The organism is Kitasatospora cathayae (assembly GCF_027627435.1).
GTDB lineage: Bacteria > Actinomycetota > Actinomycetes > Streptomycetales > Streptomycetaceae > Kitasatospora > Kitasatospora cathayae.
The window spans coordinates 7,213,207-7,229,502 of the sequence record NZ_CP115450.1 but is presented as its reverse complement, the minus strand read 5'-3'; the positions used below and the strand labels follow the sequence as shown (position 1 = coordinate 7,229,502).

The 16,296-nt window shown below is 73.2% G+C and carries 15 protein-coding genes and 1 riboswitch; of the genes, 8 read left to right on the top strand and 7 right to left on the bottom strand.

The window, feature by feature from the left end:
- Nucleotides 1-7: 7 nt before the first annotated feature.
- The 3 genes from O1G21_RS32655 to O1G21_RS32645 are packed head-to-tail and all read right to left on the bottom strand — an operon-like array spanning nt 8 to nt 3,446.
- Nucleotides 8-2,242, bottom strand: coding sequence for an FtsX-like permease family protein (locus O1G21_RS32655; RefSeq protein ID WP_270148733.1), 2,235 nt, complete (start codon nt 2,240-2,242; stop codon nt 8-10).
- A complete protein-coding gene (locus tag O1G21_RS32650) occupies nt 2,239-2,925 on the bottom strand; it encodes an ABC transporter ATP-binding protein (RefSeq protein WP_270148732.1) in 687 nt (228 codons plus the stop codon). The genes O1G21_RS32655 and O1G21_RS32650 overlap by 4 nt, the downstream gene beginning before the upstream one ends.
- Nucleotides 2,922-3,446 carry a PadR family transcriptional regulator gene (locus O1G21_RS32645; RefSeq protein ID WP_270148731.1) on the bottom strand — a complete coding sequence of 175 codons (525 nt, stop codon included), beginning with the start codon at nt 3,444-3,446 and terminating at the stop codon, nt 2,922-2,924. Before O1G21_RS32645 ends, O1G21_RS32650 begins: the two co-directional genes overlap by 4 nt.
- A 364-nt stretch (nt 3,447-3,810) precedes the next feature.
- Between O1G21_RS32645 and O1G21_RS32640 the strand changes: the two genes are divergently transcribed.
- Nucleotides 3,811-4,470 (top strand): Rv1733c family protein, encoded by a 660-nt coding sequence (locus O1G21_RS32640; RefSeq protein WP_270148728.1) that lies wholly within the window; start codon nt 3,811-3,813, stop codon nt 4,468-4,470.
- Between the two features lie 3 nt (nt 4,471-4,473).
- Here the strand turns inward: O1G21_RS32640 and O1G21_RS32635 are convergent, their stop codons facing one another.
- From O1G21_RS32635 to O1G21_RS32625, 3 genes are all read right to left on the bottom strand, one after another.
- Entirely contained in the window at nt 4,474-5,151 is a 678-nt protein-coding gene (locus tag O1G21_RS32635) for a DUF1275 family protein (protein WP_270148726.1), read from the bottom strand.
- Nucleotides 5,152-5,204: 53 nt separating this feature from the next.
- Nucleotides 5,205-5,939, bottom strand: coding sequence for an MgtC/SapB family protein (locus tag O1G21_RS32630; RefSeq protein ID WP_270148724.1), 735 nt, complete (start codon nt 5,937-5,939; stop codon nt 5,205-5,207).
- Between the two features lie 126 nt (nt 5,940-6,065).
- The gene (locus O1G21_RS32625) at nt 6,066-7,730 is read right to left on the bottom strand and encodes an NRAMP family divalent metal transporter (protein WP_270148722.1); all 1,665 of its coding nucleotides are present in this window, start codon (nt 7,728-7,730) and stop codon (nt 6,066-6,068) included.
- 357 nt (nt 7,731-8,087) lie between these two features.
- A riboswitch (M-box (ykoK) riboswitch) is annotated at nt 8,088-8,264 on the bottom strand.
- 289 nt (nt 8,265-8,553) lie between these two features.
- Here O1G21_RS32625 and O1G21_RS32620 point away from each other — a divergent pair.
- From O1G21_RS32620 to O1G21_RS32610, 3 genes are read left to right on the top strand one after another with little or no spacing between them, the layout of a single operon-like run.
- The gene (locus O1G21_RS32620) at nt 8,554-8,925 is read left to right on the top strand and encodes a BlaI/MecI/CopY family transcriptional regulator (RefSeq protein WP_270148721.1); all 372 of its coding nucleotides are present in this window, start codon (nt 8,554-8,556) and stop codon (nt 8,923-8,925) included.
- Nucleotides 8,922-9,044, top strand: coding sequence for a hypothetical protein (locus O1G21_RS32615; RefSeq protein ID WP_270148720.1), 123 nt, complete (start codon nt 8,922-8,924; stop codon nt 9,042-9,044). The genes O1G21_RS32620 and O1G21_RS32615 overlap by 4 nt, the downstream gene beginning before the upstream one ends.
- The gene (locus O1G21_RS32610) at nt 9,044-9,409 is read left to right on the top strand and encodes a hypothetical protein (RefSeq protein ID WP_270148719.1); all 366 of its coding nucleotides are present in this window, start codon (nt 9,044-9,046) and stop codon (nt 9,407-9,409) included. Before O1G21_RS32615 ends, O1G21_RS32610 begins: the two co-directional genes overlap by 1 nt.
- A 29-nt stretch (nt 9,410-9,438) precedes the next feature.
- On the opposite strand, the gene O1G21_RS32605 is transcribed toward O1G21_RS32610, so the two are convergent.
- On the bottom strand, nt 9,439-10,398 hold the full coding sequence (locus tag O1G21_RS32605) for a GlxA family transcriptional regulator (RefSeq protein ID WP_270148718.1): 960 nt from the start codon (nt 10,396-10,398) through the stop codon (nt 9,439-9,441).
- Between the two features lie 114 nt (nt 10,399-10,512).
- On the opposite strand from O1G21_RS32605, the gene O1G21_RS32600 reads away from it, so the two are divergent.
- From O1G21_RS32600 to scpA, 4 genes are all read left to right on the top strand, one after another.
- Nucleotides 10,513-11,469, top strand: coding sequence for an NADP-dependent oxidoreductase (locus tag O1G21_RS32600; protein WP_270148716.1), 957 nt, complete (start codon nt 10,513-10,515; stop codon nt 11,467-11,469).
- A gap of 71 nt (nt 11,470-11,540) precedes the next feature.
- Nucleotides 11,541-11,870 (top strand): DHCW motif cupin fold protein, encoded by a 330-nt coding sequence (locus tag O1G21_RS32595; protein ID WP_270148715.1) that lies wholly within the window; start codon nt 11,541-11,543, stop codon nt 11,868-11,870.
- A 347-nt stretch (nt 11,871-12,217) separates the two neighbouring features.
- A complete protein-coding gene (locus O1G21_RS32590) occupies nt 12,218-14,086 on the top strand; it encodes a methylmalonyl-CoA mutase subunit beta (RefSeq protein WP_270148714.1) in 1,869 nt (622 codons plus the stop codon).
- Complete coding sequence (scpA, locus tag O1G21_RS32585; protein ID WP_270148712.1) at nt 14,083-16,296, top strand: methylmalonyl-CoA mutase; 2,214 nt, start codon at nt 14,083-14,085, stop codon at nt 16,294-16,296. The genes O1G21_RS32590 and scpA overlap by 4 nt, the downstream gene beginning before the upstream one ends.

The following is a 16,296-nucleotide window of genomic DNA, read 5'->3' as shown; positions in this document are numbered from 1 at the left end:
GCGGGGCTCAGCCGTTGCGGGCCGCCTCCGGCCCGGTGATCCTCGCCAGCAGCGGCAGGGTCGAGGCGATGATCCCCAGCGAGGCGACCAGCCCGAAGCCGGTCAGCCCGTAGTAGGTGAGGTCCGGGGACACCAGGCCGTAGTCCATCTGCGCCTTGAGGAACATCGCCGCCGCCGCGAAGCCCGTTCCGATCGCGAGCGCCGACACCACCAGCAGCGGCAGCGCGCTCTCCAGTCCGACCACCCTGCGCAGCAGCCGCAGCGGCGCGCCGCTGAGCCGCAGCATCGCGAACGGCCGTCGGCGGTCGGACAGTCCGGCCACCACGCTCACCGCGAGGCTGCACCCGGCGATCGGCAGGGTGGTCAGCAGCACCACGTTCGCCAGCTGCCGCCAGCCCTGGAGCTTCTTCTGCCCCTCGGAGGCCCAGTCCTCGGCCAACCGCGGCTCGTAGGTCGGGAACTCCTTCATGAACAGGGTCCGCAGCTGCTCCTTGGCTTCCTCCGAGCCGTCGGTGGTCGCGTAGAGCATCCGTACCGGGAGCTCGGCCGCCTCCGCCGCGGAGATCGGTGCGGCCGGCCACTCGTGCCCGCTACCGTCCGTCAGGTCGAGCAGCTGGTAGGGATCGACCGCCGCGACGGTGGCGCCGGGGGCGCAGTGGCCGACCACGGGGATCTGCGCGAGTTCCGCGCAGCTCACCAGGCTGGGCACGAACCGCCGCTCGCCCAGCTGGTGCGCGCCGATCCCGGCCGGGTTGTCGTGCACCAGGGCGATCCCCTGGAATCCGGGGACGGCGTGGGCCTGTGCCAACACCCGGTCGGGCACCGCCGGTAGCAGGGCCGCGTCCTCCTTGTTGCCGAACGGGGTGTCCACGATCGCCTTGCGCACCTCGGGAGCGCCGTTCAGCGTGGCCTGGTTCGCGTTGATGGTGCCCATGATGGCCAGGGTCCCGGTGGTCACGAACAGCGCCAGCACCAGGCCGGCGACCGAACGGAAGCCCGCCCTCGGGTCGTCCGACAGGCGGCGCATCGCGATCAGCGAGGCCGGCCGGCTGGTCCGCCGGGCCACCGCCTGGGCGGTCACCCTGGTGAGCCACGGACCGGCGACCACCAGGCCGAGCATCACCAGCACGAAGCCGGTCAGGTACGCCGCGGACTGCCCGTTGGTGGTCGCCGGCTTGCCGCCGACGAAGTAGCCGAGCTCGACGAGGCCGGCCACCAGCGGCGTCACCCGCCAGGCGCTCGGCGGCTTCGGGGTGACCCGGCGGGAGACTCCGAGCGGCGAGACGGTGACCCGGCGCAGCGCGAACCGGGCGGCGAGCGCGGCCGCCACCGGCACGCCCAGCAGCGTCCCGGCGATCTGCGGCAGGGTCAGGCTCAGATCGGCGGCGAAGAAGCGGTCGCCGGTGAACGGCACTTCGGCCACCACCGGCTTCAGCACGAAGTACAGGCCGAAGCCGACGGCCGTGCCGATCACCGCGGCCACGGTGGACTCCACCGCCGACATCACCGACACCTGTCCGGGGGTCGCGCCGACCAGGCGCATCGCGGCGTAGCGCTGCTCCCGGGTGGCGGCGGACAGCCGGGTCGCGGTGCCGATGAAGATCAGCACCGGGAAGATCAGCGCGGCGGCCACCACGGTGAGCACCAGGACCATCCGGTCCCCGTGCACGCCCCCGCCGTAGCAGTCCTGTTCGCAGTCGTCGGGCATCGCGGTGGCGAGGCTGGTGACGGTGTGGGCCCTCGGCAGGGCCTTGACCTCGTCGGCGGTGCGGCCGACGACCAGCGCCAGGGTGTCCGGGGAGGGGAGCGCGTCGTCACCGAGGGTGCCGGCCAGGCGCCCCGGGAAGCGGTCCCCCAGCTCGACGGCCGGGGAGTCGCGCAGCAGCTCCTGCAGCGCGGGCGAGGCGTAGTACTCGCCGGGCGCGGGCAGCCGGCTCAGGCCGGGCACCACGGGAGAGGTGGGACCGGTCGGGGCGAGGTCGGCCCGGAAGACGGTCTTCCCCCGGTAGTAGTCCATCCGGGCGCCCCACCACAGCGGATCCGCCGCGGCGGCCGCGGTCGCGCCCTTGGCGCCCGTGTTCATCCAGAGCTGCCGCTCGTTGGCGCGGTCGATCGCGTTGAGGCTGGAGAAGGTGGACAGCAGCAGTCCGACCCCGATCGCGACCGCCGCCGCGATCATCAGCAGCCGGGCCACGGCCTCGCGGCCGCCGCTGACGGCCAGCCGGAGCGAGAAGGGGATCACGGGGCCACCGATCCGGCGGAGAGCGTACGGGCCTGGCCGTCGCGGACGATCGCCTCGCGGTCGGCGTACGAGGCGACCCTCGGCTCGTGGGTGACCAGGATGACGGTGGTGCCCTGCTCCCGGGCCGAGGTGACCATCAGCTCCATCACCTGCTCACCGGTCAGCGAGTCCAGCGCACCCGTCGGCTCGTCGGCGAACAGCACCTGCGGACGGGCCACCAACCCGCGGGCGAGGGCGACGCGTTGGGCCTGACCACCGGACAACTCGCCGGAGCGGCGCCGCTCCAGGCCGTCCAGGCCGAGCCGGGCGAACCAGGGGCGGGCCTGGGCCAGCGCGGAGCCGCGGCGCACGCCGTTCAGCAGCAGCGGCAGGGCCACGTTCTCCTCGGCCGTCAACTCCGGCACCAGCTGGCCGAACTGGAAGACGAAGCCGAACCTGTCGCGGCGCAGGGCGCTGCGCTGGGCCTCGCCCATGCGGTCCACCCGCTGCCCGTCGAACAGCACCTCGCCCGCGTCGGGCACCAGAATGCCCGCCAGGCAGTGCAGCAGCGTCGACTTGCCGGAGCCGCTGGGGCCCATGACGGCGAGCACCTCGCCGGCCTGGACGGACAGGCTTGCTCCGCGCAGCGCGGGGGTCTCGCCGAAGGCGAGGGCGATGTCGCGGGCCTCGATCACCGTGGTCATGAGCGCACCTCCGTGGCGAGCGCGTCGAGCCGGGCGACGGTCAGGTCGATCCAGCGCAGGTCGGCCTCCAGGTGGAACAGGCCGTGGTCGGCGAGCAGGGCGTCCACCAGGGCGCCGGTGCGGCGCAGTTCGGTGAGTTCGCGCATCCGGCGCAGGTGGGCGGCGCGCTGGGTGTCCAGGTACGTCTCGGCGTCGCGGCCCAGCATCAGGGCCAGCACCACCTTGGTGAACAGCACCGACTGCAGGTTGGGTTCGGGCGCGACCGGGTCCTGGAGCCAGGTCTCGAACTCGGTCGCCCCGGCCTCGGTGATGACGTAGCGCTTGCGCTCGGGCCCGTCGCCCGGTTCGGCCTCACCGGCCATCACCTTGCCGTCGCGGGCCAGTCGGCCGAGGGTCGCGTACACCTGGCCGTACGGGAGGGGCTTGCCCCGGCCGAAGAGGGAGTCGTAGTCGCGCTTGAGGTCGTAGCCGTGACTCGGCTCCCGCTCCAGCAGCCCGAGGAGGGTCAGAGGAACACTCATGGGGAGGACCATACACCAGGGATATACACCGAGTGTATAGCTGGGAAGAATACGGCGTTGACCTGGCGAAACGTCAACTCCCGGGACTGGGCGGGCAGGAGGCGGCCCCCACGACCGCCCCCTGCTCCGCGGCGCCGGGCGGAACCCCCACGGTCCGACCGGGCCGGCACCGCGCCCAGGCACGGGGAGCGCGGCCGGACTCCACCCTGCCCGCACCGGCACCGGCTGCCGAGGGCCGAACGTCCCGGGTGGCCGGGGCCGGCGGTACTACGCGCCCGCACCACTCTTGTGCGGAGGGGGCGCTCGGGTGGAGATTGGGTAACGAAACCCCCGTACGCATCCGCGTCGTTGAGGAGAGTTCAGCGTGTCCAGCACATCCCGCCCAGCACGGCCCGCGTCGCTCCCGCGGCGAACCGGCCGCCGGCTGCGGCGGGCCTTCGGTGCCCGGCACGAACCGTTGGCCCGCCCCCTCGACCGGGCCCGCGCCCGCGCCTGGCTGCTCACCGTCCTCGGCGGGCTGCTGGCCACCGCCCTCGCCGTCGGCGGCGCGCTGCTGCTCTACCGCACCACCGCGCCCCGGGCCGACGCCGAGCGGGCACGGCTGCACCGGGTCGACGCCGTCGTGACCGCCGCCGCCACCGAACACGGCGGCGTCACCGGAAGCCGCTTCTCCGGCGGCTACGACAACCGGATCGACGTCGAGGCCTCCTGGACCTACCCCGGAGCCACCCGGCACACCGGCACCGCGCTGGCCCCGCGCACGGCCACCGCCGGAACGGTCGTCCCCATCTGGGTCGACCCGGCCGGCAACGCCACGACTCCCCCGGTCAACCGCGCCGCCCTCGCCGTCTCCGCCGCCTGCACCGGCGCCGGCGGCCTCCTCACCCTGCTCGCCCTCCTCGTCTTCGCGCTGCGCCTGCGCCTGCACGTCCTCGACCGCCGCGCCGAAGCCGACTGGACCTCCGCCTGGGCCCGCCTGGAACCACTCTGGAGCGGCCGCGCGGAGAACCGCCTGGAGGACTGACCCTCAACGGCGTTGGGTCCAGGCCGGGGCCGGGGTGGGCCTGGCCGCGTGGTGGATGAGGGCGGCGACGGCGACCAGCAGGGCGAGGGCCAGGGCCAGGGCGGTGGGGACGGAGGCGTGGAGGACCAGGAGGGCGCCGAGGAGGGCGCCGGCGAACATCCAGACGGCCGAGGCGAGGCGGCGGAGTCCGGTGCGGTCGGCGGCGAGGGCGGTGAGGGTCATGGTGAGCACGGTGGTGGTGAGGTCGGGGACCTTCAGCGCACGGACCACCGCGTTCTGGCCGCCCATGGCGAAGGCGAGCACGACGATCAGGGGGTAGCGGGCGCCCCCGGAGGTGTGGCCGGCCGCCGCCGCCAGGAGGACGCTCACGGCGACGAACACCGCCTGGACGGCGACGGCGACGGTCAGCAGCCGGCCCCGGTGGCCGGACAGGTGCCGGGAGAGGTGGCCGCCGGCCAGGGCGCCGAGCAGGAAGGCGGCGAGGGCGGCCAGCGAGGCGGTGGCGGACAGGCCCGGGGCACCGGCCAGGGCGAAGCCCAGGAAGACCACGTTGCCGGTCATGTTGGCGACGAAGACGTGCCCCAGCGCCAGGTAGCTGACCGCGTCCACCACGCCGGTGACCACGGTCAGCACCAGCAGCATCGGCACCAGCGGCCCGTGCTCCGGGTCGACTTTCAGCATCGGGCCTCCGGGAAGGTTCGCGTGACGGTCCTTCCGTTCTACACCAGGGCCTGTCAGGCCAGGGCCGGGTTGCCGGGCTCCTCCGACTCGTCGTTCAGGTGCCAGTGGAGGTCCCGTACGCCGGGCTCCAGCGAAAGCCGGGTGACCACCAGCTCGAGCGCCGGGGCGACCTGCCCGCTGATCGCCACGGTGGCCCGCAGGCTGGTGGCGTCGCCCTGGTCGGTGCGGCGGGCGCGCAGGCCGGTGGGGGCGAGGCCGGAGGCGGTCAGGGCCTGGAGCAGCAGGGCACGGATGTGGGTCTCGGACTTGCGGTCGCACTCGAGGTGGACGGTGGCCCGGGAGGTGGAGTCCGGGTCGCTGCCGGACTGCGGGGCCCGGTCGAGCAGCCGGCCGGCCGGGCGCAGCACCAGGTGGACGGCGAGCACGGCGAGGGTGCCGAGGACGGCGAGGTCGAGCTTGCCGGAGGCGGCCAGTACCCCGACGGCGGCCGAACACCACAGCGTGGCGGCGGTGTTGAGGCCGCGCACGCCGGCGCCGTCGCGCAGGATGACGCCACCGCCGAGGAAGCCGATGCCGGAGACGACGTAGGAGGCGACCCGGGTGGGGCTGCCGGTGTCGCCGGCCGCCTCGCTGTACAGGACGAACAGGGTGGCGCCGGCGGCGACCAGGGCGTTGGTGCGCAGGCCGGCCATCCGGGCGCGCCACTGGCGCTCGACGCCGATCAGCGCGCCGCAGGCGACGCCGGTGGCGAGCCGGACCAGGAACTCGACGGTGGTCAGGGTGTGCACGACGGCACCTCCTCCAGGGGATCCGCGGGGTCGCGGCCGAAAGCGGGCAGGGAAGCGCGGGCAAACGGAACGGACGGGTGGCGAGCCGCTGCTCACCACCCGTCCGTACGGGCTGCGACCGGTGGTTCAGTGGTTCAGCGCGGTCTGCACGATCTTGATGATGACCATGATCATCGCGATCAGCAGATAGGCGCGCAGGGCGCCCATGCCGACCTTGCGGGCGGTGGACATCACCGGCTTCGCGAGCGTCTCCAGCGGCGGCATCCGCCAGTCCTCGCGGCCGGTGCGGTCGATCGGGTCCTCCTTGGTGCCCTTGCGGCCGAAGAGGAAGAAGTACCCGGCGACCAGGACGCCCGCGATCCCGCAGCCGGCCATGATCCACAGGATCGCGTCCGAGCTGATGTCCGGCCAGACCACCGAGGCGGTCAGGATCAGCGACAGCGTGACCAGCACGCCGACCACGGCGCCCGTGAAGGCGTTGGTCCTGGGGCCGTTGACCCACGGGCCGAGCACGGCCTTGTCGTTGCAGAGCAGCAGCAGGAAGACCGTCGCGGAGGGCAGCAGCACGCCGGCCAGCACCTGGACGAACTGGGTCATCAGGCCCTGGGTGTAGGCGTTGGACAGCAGGGTGATCGCCGCCGCGACCACCACCAGGCCCGCGTACACCGCGTAGAAGCCCTTGGCGCCCTTGACCCCGCGGTGCAGCGAGTGCTTGATGCCGAACACGTCGCCGATCGCGTAGGCGGTCGAGAGGGACACCGCGAAGGCGCCGATGATCGAGGCGTCCAGCAGCGCGATGGCGAACAGCACGCCCGCCAGGTGGCCGGCCTTGTCCTCGATGCCCTTGGCCACGGCGGCCGCGTCGGAGAACTGGCCGAAGCCGTCGGTGCCCGCGAAGGCCGCTGCCGTGAGGCCGATCATCGCGGCGGCGCCGACGATCACGATCGCGATGCCGATCCACAGGTCGACCTTCTCGTACTTCATGAAACGCGGGGTGATCCGCTTGTCGATGACGTACGACTGCTGGAAGAACAGCTGCCAGGGGGCGACGGTGGTGCCGACGATGGAGATGATGACCAGCATCACGGCCGCGAGCTGGCCGGAGCCGCCGGGCAGCACCGGCGTCACGAAGTCGTGGGCCATCTGCGAGGTCTTGGGGTGGACCATGAAGTAGATCGGCACCAGCAGCAGCGAGCCGACGCACAGCGTGATGGCCACCCGCTCGAAGCGCTGGAAGGAGCCGGTGAAGGCCGAGGCGATGATGATCGCGGCCGCCAGCACCACCGAGGCGGCCTTCGGCAGCCCGAGGTATCCGGCCGCCATCGTGACGCCGATGAACTCCGTGACCAGGGTGAGGGCGTTGAGCAGGAAGAGGTCGATGACGCTGAACGCGCCCCAGAACTTTCCGAACCGCTCCAGGATGAGGCGGGCGTGGCCGACGCCGGTCACGGCGCCCAGGCGCAGCACCATCTCCTGGTTGACGTACAGCACCGGGACGAGCATCAGCAGCGTCCACAGCAGCTGGGTGCCGTAGTTCTGCCCGGCCTGGCCGTAGGTGGAGAAGGCGCCGGCGTCGTTGTCGCCGACCATCACGATCAGGCCGGGGCCGATGATCGCGAGCAGGGTCTTCAGCCGGGCGGAGAGCCCGCTGCGGGGGGTGGTGTCGTCGAGCCGGATGGTGCCGAGCGCGCCCTTGATGTCGCCGACGTGGGCGTCGTCGAGCACTGCGGTCTGGGCGGCGGGAGCGGCGGGGACCGTGGAAACCTTCGGGTCCAGCGTCACGTTGGTCATGGCGGGGCCTCCCTGCCCTCTTCCTTGAGAGGGCGACAGGGGGCACGCAGCAGCGTCCTCCCTGCGGGCGCACGGCATCCGCTCCGTACGGCGACGCTGAGCGGCGGCGGCCGTGCGGGCATGACGATGCGTCAGGCGACTTGCGTCCAGGCGTGGTTGAGCACAGGACGAAGCACTGGGTGAACGCGCAGGGAAGGTTGTTACCGCGTGCCGGAGGTGTTCGAGAGCATGCGGGGGTAGGGGCTACTGTGGCCCGGACTACTGCAGTCCATGTCTCTCGCCTCCTCCCGGTCGGGGGCGCACCGTCTGTGCGCCGCGTCGCGACACGGCAAGGAGCACACCGGCCAGCGATGGACCGGTACACCCCAACTCGTCAGAGCTTTGGCACTCCACGGCGTGTCCAGCCGGATCGGCCGGAAGCCACTTGGGGTCAACCCTTAACTCGGGAAGACCTGTCCTGAACCTGGGCGTCTCTCGACGTCGTCGGGTCAGTGGCCTGTGTCCGTGAAGACGCCTCACCGAACGAGGTGCCTTTTTCAAACCTCCAAAAGCATAGACCCGCCGTAACCGGTCGGCGTCACCTTTTCGGCTGATCTTCGACAGCTTTGTAGAACCTTGACCAAACCCGGGGGGGCACCGTGCATCCGCTCGCGACATATATAGTTGACCGACATATAAAGTTGAGCAGCTCACGTCGGCGAACTCGACGGCATCCCGGCCGCACGGCTCGCCGGGAGGCGCTCTCGCCGTAGCATGGGCCGCGTTCCGGCGGGCGAAGGGCTCCGGCGGCCGGTGGTTCGGTTCGGTGAGGGAGACGAGGGCGGTGCTACGGGGTTTCGGCGATCTCGAGGCCGAGATCATGGACCGGCTCTGGTCCTGGGGCCGTCCGGCCACAGTGCGCGAGGTGGTCGACGACCTCCAGCAGCAGCGGCCGGTCGCGTACACCACCGTGACCACCGTCGCGGACATCCTGCACACCAAGGGCTGGCTGCGCCGGGGCAAGGTCGGCCGCGCCTGGGTGTACGAGCCGACCTGCAGCCGGGAGGCGTACACCGCCCAGCTGATGCACCAGGCGCTGGAGACCAGCCCCGACCGGGCCGGCGCGCTGCTGCACTTCGTCGACCGGATGAGCGGGGACGAGGCGTCGGCGCTGCTCACCGCCCTCGAACAGGTGAAGTCCCGGGACGCCGAGTGACGCTCGCCCTGCTCGGCCTCCACCTGGCCGTGACCGGCGTGCTGCTGCCCTGCCGGCTGGCCGCCGCCGCCCGGCTCCAGGCCGCCCCGCGCTCGGCGCGGCCCTGTGGCTGGCGCTGATGGCCTCCTTCACCGTCTCCCTGGTGCTCGCCGCGCACCACGCCGTCGAGCCCGCCACGCACGAGCCGGCCGGACTGATCGGCCCGCTCCCCCACCTCGAACCGACCGGGCCGGTGCTGCCGCACACCCACGACTGGTGGCTGCCGGCCACGGCCGGGGCGCTGCTCGCCGCACTGGTGGCCGCCGTCGGCGCCCGGGCCGGGCGGGCCCGGCGGCGGCACCGGGCGGTGCTGGACGTGGTCGCCGTACGGGTCCGCCGGCTGGGCCGTCCCGGCAGCGGCAGGCGGCGTCAACTGTCCTGGTGGCTCGGGTTGTTGCTACTATCGGCGCTGCCGTACCCGCTGGCCTGCGCGCCGCACCCGTAGCTCGGCCGCCAAGTGGAAGAGACGATGCGTCAACTCGGCCGGAAGGTTCGCCGGTAGGCCTGCGGCCCCACGCCGATGGCGGCGTGCAGGTGCTGGCGCAGCGAGGCGCCGGTGCCGAGGCCGGAGCGCTGGGCGACCAGCGGGACGGGCCAGTCCGTGGTCTCCAGGTAGTGGCGGGCGAGGTCGAGGCGCTGGCGGGTGAGCCACTGGGCGGGGGTGGTGCCGGTCTCCTCGCGGAAGCGGCGGGAGAAGGTGCGCACGCTGGTGTGGGCGTGGGCGGCCAGGTCGGCGAGGGTGAGCGGCTCGGCGAGGCGCTCCAGGGCCCAGGCCTGGGTGGCGGCGGTGCCGGTGGCGGCGGGTTCGGGGACGGGGCGGCGGATGTACTGGGCCTGGCCGCCGTCGCGCCAGGGCGGGACGATGCAGGAGCGGGCCACCTCGTTGGCGACCCGGCTGCCGTGGTCACGGCGCACCAGGTGCAGGCACAGGTCGATGCCGGCGGCGACCCCGGCCGAGGTCAGGACGTCGCCGTCGTCGACGAACAGCACGTCCGGGTCGATCCGGGTGGTGGTGAACATCCGCTGCAGCCGGTCGGCCTCCCGCCAGTGGGTGGTGGCCCGGCGCCGGTCGAGCAGGCCGGCGGCGGCCAGCACGTAGCTCGCGGTGCAGATGCCCACGACCCGGGTGCCGGGGCGGATCGCGGCCAGCGCGGCGCGCAGCGGCTCGGGCAGGGTGCCGTGTTCGCGGACGGCGCCGAGCGACTCCGAGGGCGGGATGACGACGGTGTCGACGTCGGCGAGCAGCCCCGCGTCCCGGGTGACCGCGAGGTCGAAGTCGGCGGCGGTGCGGACCGGTCGGCCGTCCAGGCCGCAGGTGGTGACGGTGTAGAGCGGACTGCCCGTCTCGTCCCGGGCGGCGCCGAAGATCCGGGCCGGGATGCCGAGCTCGAACGGGAAGACGCCGTCCAGGGCGAGTACGCCGACGTGGTGCATGGCCGGATCCTTTCACTCCGTGGCCGTCACGCCGCCACCAGGGACCGCCGCGCACCGGCACGCTGTCCAGGCGCCCGGTCAGCCGGCCGGGCCGACGACCCGAGGAGCCCCCACATGACCGACACCATGCGCGCGATCTCGCAGGACACCGCCGGAGGCCCGGAGGTGCTCCGGCTGGTGGAGACCGCCCGCCCCGAGCCGGGCCGGGGCGAGATCCTGGTCCGGGTGCACGCCGCCGGCGTCAATCCGGCCGACTGGAAGACCCGTTCGCGCGGCACCTTCGCCACCGGCGGCACGCCCCCGTTCACCCTCGGCTGGGACGTCTCGGGCGTGGTCGAGGCCGTCGGCTACGGCGTGACGATCTTCCGCCCCGGCGACGAGGTGTACGGGATGCCGCGCTTCCCGCACCCCGCGGGCGGCTACGCCGAGTACGTCACCGCCCCCGCCCGGCACTTCGCGCCCCGCCCCCGGGGCCTGAGCCACCTGGAGGCGGCCGCCCTGCCGCTCGCCGCCCTCACCGCCTGGCAGGCCCTGGTGGACACCGCCGACCTGCGCCCCGGGCAGCGGGTGCTGGTCCACGCCGCCGCGGGCGGGGTCGGCCACCTCGCCGTCCAGATCGCCAAGGCCCGCGGGGCGTACGTGATCGGCACCGCGAGCAGCGCCAAGCACGAGCTGCTGCGCGGGCTCGGCGCGGACGAACTGGTCGACTACCGCACCCAGGACGTCGCCGAGTCCGTCCGCGACGTCGACCTCGTACTGGACCCGATCGGCGGCGCCAGCTGGTCCCGCTCCCTGCGGTCGCTGCGCCCCGGCGGCACCCTGGTCTCCATCGAGCCGCCGACCGATGCCTTCCCGCTCGCCGAGGCCGCGGCCGCGGGCGTCCGGGCCGTCTTCATGCTGGTCGAGCCGGACCGGCAGGGCCTGCTCGAGGTCTCCCGGCTGGTCGAGTCCGGCCGGCTGCGGGTCCTGGTCGACACCGTGCTGCCGCTGGAGCGGGCCGCCGACGCCCACCGGCTGGGCGAGCAGGGCCGCACCACCGGGAAGATCGTGCTGTCGGTGGCCGGGGCGTAGGCACGGCCAACTCAGCGGCTGACGCCGGAACTTGACTGCCTGCCCGGTGACGAGCGGGGTATTGTGACGCCATGCATCTCACCGGCTTCCCCTTCACCGCCACCGACTGGAGTCATGTCCCCGAGGAGCGCAAGCCGGGCGAGAGCGGCGAGGTGACCAGCCGGGTGCAGCACTTCGGCGGCGTCCGGGTCCGCCGGGTGGACTACAGCCCCGGGTACGTCGCCGACCACTGGTGCCGCAAGGGACACGTGCTGTACGTCCTGGCCGGCGAGCTCGTCACCACCCTCGACGACGGCCGCGTCGTGGTCACCGGCCCGGGCGGCAGCTACCAGGTCGCCGACGACGCCGAGGCCCACCGCTCCAGCGCCCCGAACGGCGCCAGCCTGCTGATCGTCGACTGACAGACGGCCGGCCGGCCGGCCGGCGTCGGGCGGCGCCCGTGTAGGGCATGGCGTCGACGGGGAGGACGCGGTGGGCTCCTTCGAGGGGCGTTCGACGATGTCGAGGAGACGTTCGACGACGTCGGGGGATGCCGCCCCGCCCGCCTTCTTCGAAGTAACTTAATAGATGAGTGCCAGGGTTCCGCAATCCCCCTCCCGGCAGCCCCCGTTGACACCCGTCCCGGCTTTTCTCGACGCCCCTCTTGACACTCCACGCCCGACGGAGTGCTAACGGCGCCCCAAATCGAGAACAAGCTCACACGCATCTCCCCTCCTGCGGGTGTGCGAACGGGCGCTAACCTGCGCACATGAAGGTCCCGCCCGAAAGGCTCCCCCTCGCCGCCGAGTTTCCGGCCGCGCACCGTGAGCAGTGGCAGCAGCTCGTCGAGGGCGTGCTGCGCAAGTCCGGTGCCCAGCCCGAGGACGGCGCCGCCGCCGAGCAGGCGCTCACCACCGCGCTCCCGGACGGGCTGCGTGCCCGTCCGCTGTACACCGCCGAGGACACCTCGGCCGAGCCCGGCTACCCCGGCTTCCCGCCGTTCGTCCGCGGCGGCCGGCCGCAGGGCTCCGCCGTCGCCGGGTGGGACGTACGCCAGCGGCACGCCGACCCGGACCGGCAGCGCACCAACGAGGCCGTGCTGGCCGACCTGGAGCACGGCGTCGGCTCGCTCTGGCTGGAGCTGGGCGGGGCGGGCCTGCCGGTCGCCGCCCTGCCCGAGGCGCTCGCCGGGGTGTACCTCGACCTGGCCGCCGTGGCGCTCGACGCGGGAGCCGAATTCACCGAGGCGGCCGAGCAGTTGTTCAAGCTGTACGAGGGGCGCGAGGTCTCCCCCGGCTCCGCCGCCGGCAACCTCGGCGCCGACCCGCTCGGCCTCCAGGCCCGCACCGGCTCCGCCGAGCGCACCGGCGCCCTGCTCGCCGAGGCCACCGCGCTGGCCGCCCGCTGCGCCGCCGAGTACCCGAACGTCAGGGCGCTCACGGTGGACGCCCTGCCGTACCACGAGGCCGGCGCCTCCCCCGCCCAGGAGCTGGGCTGCGCGCTGGCCACCGGCGTCGCCTACCTGCGCGCGCTGACCGCCGCCGGACTGTCGGTGGACGCCGCGCTCGGCCAGCTGGAGTTCCGCTTCGCCGCGGACGCCGACCAGTTCCTCACCATCGCCAAGTTCCGTGCCGCGCGCCGCCTCTGGGCCCGCGTCGCCGAGGTGTCCGGCGCCTCCGCCGAGGCCTCGGCGCAGCGTCAGCACGCCGTCACCTCCCGGGTGATGATGACCGCCCGCGACCCGTGGGTGAACATGCTTCGCACCACCGTGGCCTGCCTGGCCGCGGGGGTCGGCGGCGCCGACGCCGTCACCGTGCTGCCCTTCGACAGCGCGCTCGGCCTGCCCGACGCCTTCGCCCGCCGGATCGCCCGCAACACCCAGTCGATCCTGCTGGAGGAGTCCCACCTGGCCCGGGTGATCGACCCGGCCGGCGGCTCCTGGTACGTCGAGCAGCTGGGCGAGGAGCTGGCGCAGGCCGCCTGGGCCTGGTTCCAGGAGATCGAGCGGGCCGGTGGCCAGCAGGCCGCCCTCACCGGGGGTCTGGTCGGCGAGCGGATCGCCGCGACCTGGGCGGAGCGGTCCGGCAAGCTCGCCAAGCGGCGCGAACCGGTCACCGGCGTCAGCGAGTTCCCGCACCTGGACGAGCAGCCGCTGGTCCGCGAGCCGGCCCCGGCTCCGCTGAGCGGCGGCCTGCCGCGGGTGCGCCGCGCCGAGGCGTACGAAGCGCTGCGGGACCGCTCGGACGCGTTCCTCGCGGAGACCGGCGCCCGTCCGAAGCTGTTCCTGGCCTCGATCGGCACCGCCGCCGCGCACACCGCGCGCACCACCTTCGCGGCCAACCTGTTCCAGGCGGGCGGCATCGCGACTTCGTCGGTCGAGTCCGTCGACCCGGCCGCGTTCGCGTCGGCCTTCGCCGAGTCCGGTGCCACCGTCGCCTGCCTGTGCTCCAGCGACGCGCTGTACGGCGAGCACGCCGCGGCGGTCGCGGGCGCCCTGAAGGCGGCCGGCGCCCAGCGGGTGCTGCTGGCCGGGCGGCTCGGCGAAGTGCCCGCCGGAGTGGACGAGTTCATCTACGCGGGCGGGGACGCCATCGCCGTCCTGACCTCCCTGCTGGACCAGATCGGAGTTGCTCGATGATCCCCGACTTCACCGGAATCGGGCTGGACGGCGGCGCCGACGGGAATGTCGGCGGGGTTTCCGATGCCCAGTGGCAGGCCGCCTGGCGCCGGTCCACCGGCACGAACTTCGACGAGCAGGTCTGGGACACCCCCGAGGGCATCGGCGTCAAGCCGCTGTACACCGCGGCCGACCTGGCCGGCCTGGACTTCCTGGACACGTACCCCGGCATCGCCCCGTACCTGCGCGGACCGTACCCGACCATGTACGTCAACCAGCCGTGGACCGTCCGCCAGTACGCGGGCTTCTCCACCGCCGAGGAGTCCAACGCCTTCTACCGCCGCAACCTGGCCGCCGGCCAGAAGGGCCTCTCGGTCGCCTTCGACCTGCCCACCCACCGCGGCTACGACAGCGACCACCCGCGCGTCACCGGCGACGTCGGCATGGCGGGCGTCGCCATCGACTCGATCTACGACATGCGCCAGCTGTTCGACGGCATCCCGCTGGACAAGATGTCGGTGTCGATGACGATGAACGGCGCGGTGCTGCCCGTGCTGGCGCTGTACATCGTCGCGGCCGAGGAGCAGGGCGTACCACCCGAGAAGCTGGCGGGGACCATCCAGAACGACATCCTCAAGGAGTTCATGGTCCGCAACACCTACATCTACCCGCCGCAGCCGTCGATGCGGATCATCTCGGACATCTTCGCGTACACCTCGCAGAAGATGCCCCGGTACAACTCGATCTCCATCTCCGGCTACCACATCCAGGAGGCCGGAGCCACGGCCGACCTGGAGCTGGCCTACACCCTGGCCGACGGGGTGGAGTACCTGCGCGCGGGCCTGGACGTGGGCCTGGACGTGGACGCCTTCGCGCCGCGGCTGTCGTTCTTCTGGGCGATCGGCATGAACTTCTTCATGGAGGTCGCCAAGCTGCGCGCGGCCCGGCTGCTGTGGGCCAAGCTGGTCAAGCAGTTCGACCCGAAGAACGCCAAGTCCCTTTCGCTGCGCACCCATTCGCAGACCTCGGGGTGGTCGCTGACCGCCCAGGACGTGTTCAACAACGTCACCCGGACGTGCGTCGAGGCGATGGCCGCCACCCAGGGCCACACCCAGTCGCTGCACACCAACGCCCTCGACGAGGCGCTGGCGCTCCCGACGGACTTCTCGGCCCGCATCGCCCGCAACACCCAGCTGCTGCTCCAGCAGGAGTCGGGCACCTGCCGGGTGATCGACCCGTGGGGCGGCTCGGCGTACGTCGAGAAGCTGACCCACGACCTGGCGTCCAGGGCCTGGCAGCACATCCAGGAGGTCGAGGCGGCCGGCGGCATGGCCAAGGCGATCGACGCGGGCATCCCCAAGATGCGCGTCGAGGAGGCCGCCGCCCGCACCCAGGCCCGCATCGACTCCGGCCGCCAGCCGGTGATCGGCGTCAACAAGTACCGGGTCGAGAGCGACGAGCAGATCGACGTCCTCAAGGTCGACAACTCCGCGGTGCGCGCCCGGCAGATCGAGAAGCTGCGCCGGCTGCGCGCGGAGCGCGACGAGGCCGTCTGCCAGGACGCCCTGCGCGCGCTGACGGCGGCCGCCGAGGCCGGCCCGCAGCGCGGCGGCTCGCTGGACGGCAACCTGCTGCACCTGGCCGTCAACGCGGCCCGGGCGAAGGCGACGGTGGGCGAGATCTCGGACGCCCTGGAGAAGGTGTACGGCCGCCACGCCGGCCAGATCCGTACCATCTCCGGTGTGTACCGAGACGAAGCGGGCCCGTCGGCTCCTCTCCAGCGCACCCGTGACCTGGTCGAGCGGTTCGAGCAGGCCGAGGGCCGGCGCCCGCGCATCCTGGTCGCCAAGATGGGCCAGGACGGCCACGACCGCGGCCAGAAGGTGATCGCCACCGCGTTCGCGGACCTCGGCTTCACGGTCGACGTCGGCCCGCTGTTCCAGACCCCGGCCGAGGTCGCCCGCCAGGCCGTCGAGGCGGACGTCCACATCGTGGGTGTCTCGTCGCTGGCCGCCGGTCACCTGACCCTGGTGCCCGCGCTGCGCGCCGAGTTGGCGGAGGCGGGGCGCGAGGACATCACCATCGTGGTGGGTGGGGTCATCCCGCCGCAGGACTTCGACGCGCTGTACGAGGCGGGCGCGGCGGCCGTGTTCGGCCCGGGCACGGTGATCCCGGACGCGGCGTACGACCTGCTGACGGCGCTGGCGGCCGAGCTCGGCCACGAGCTGTGA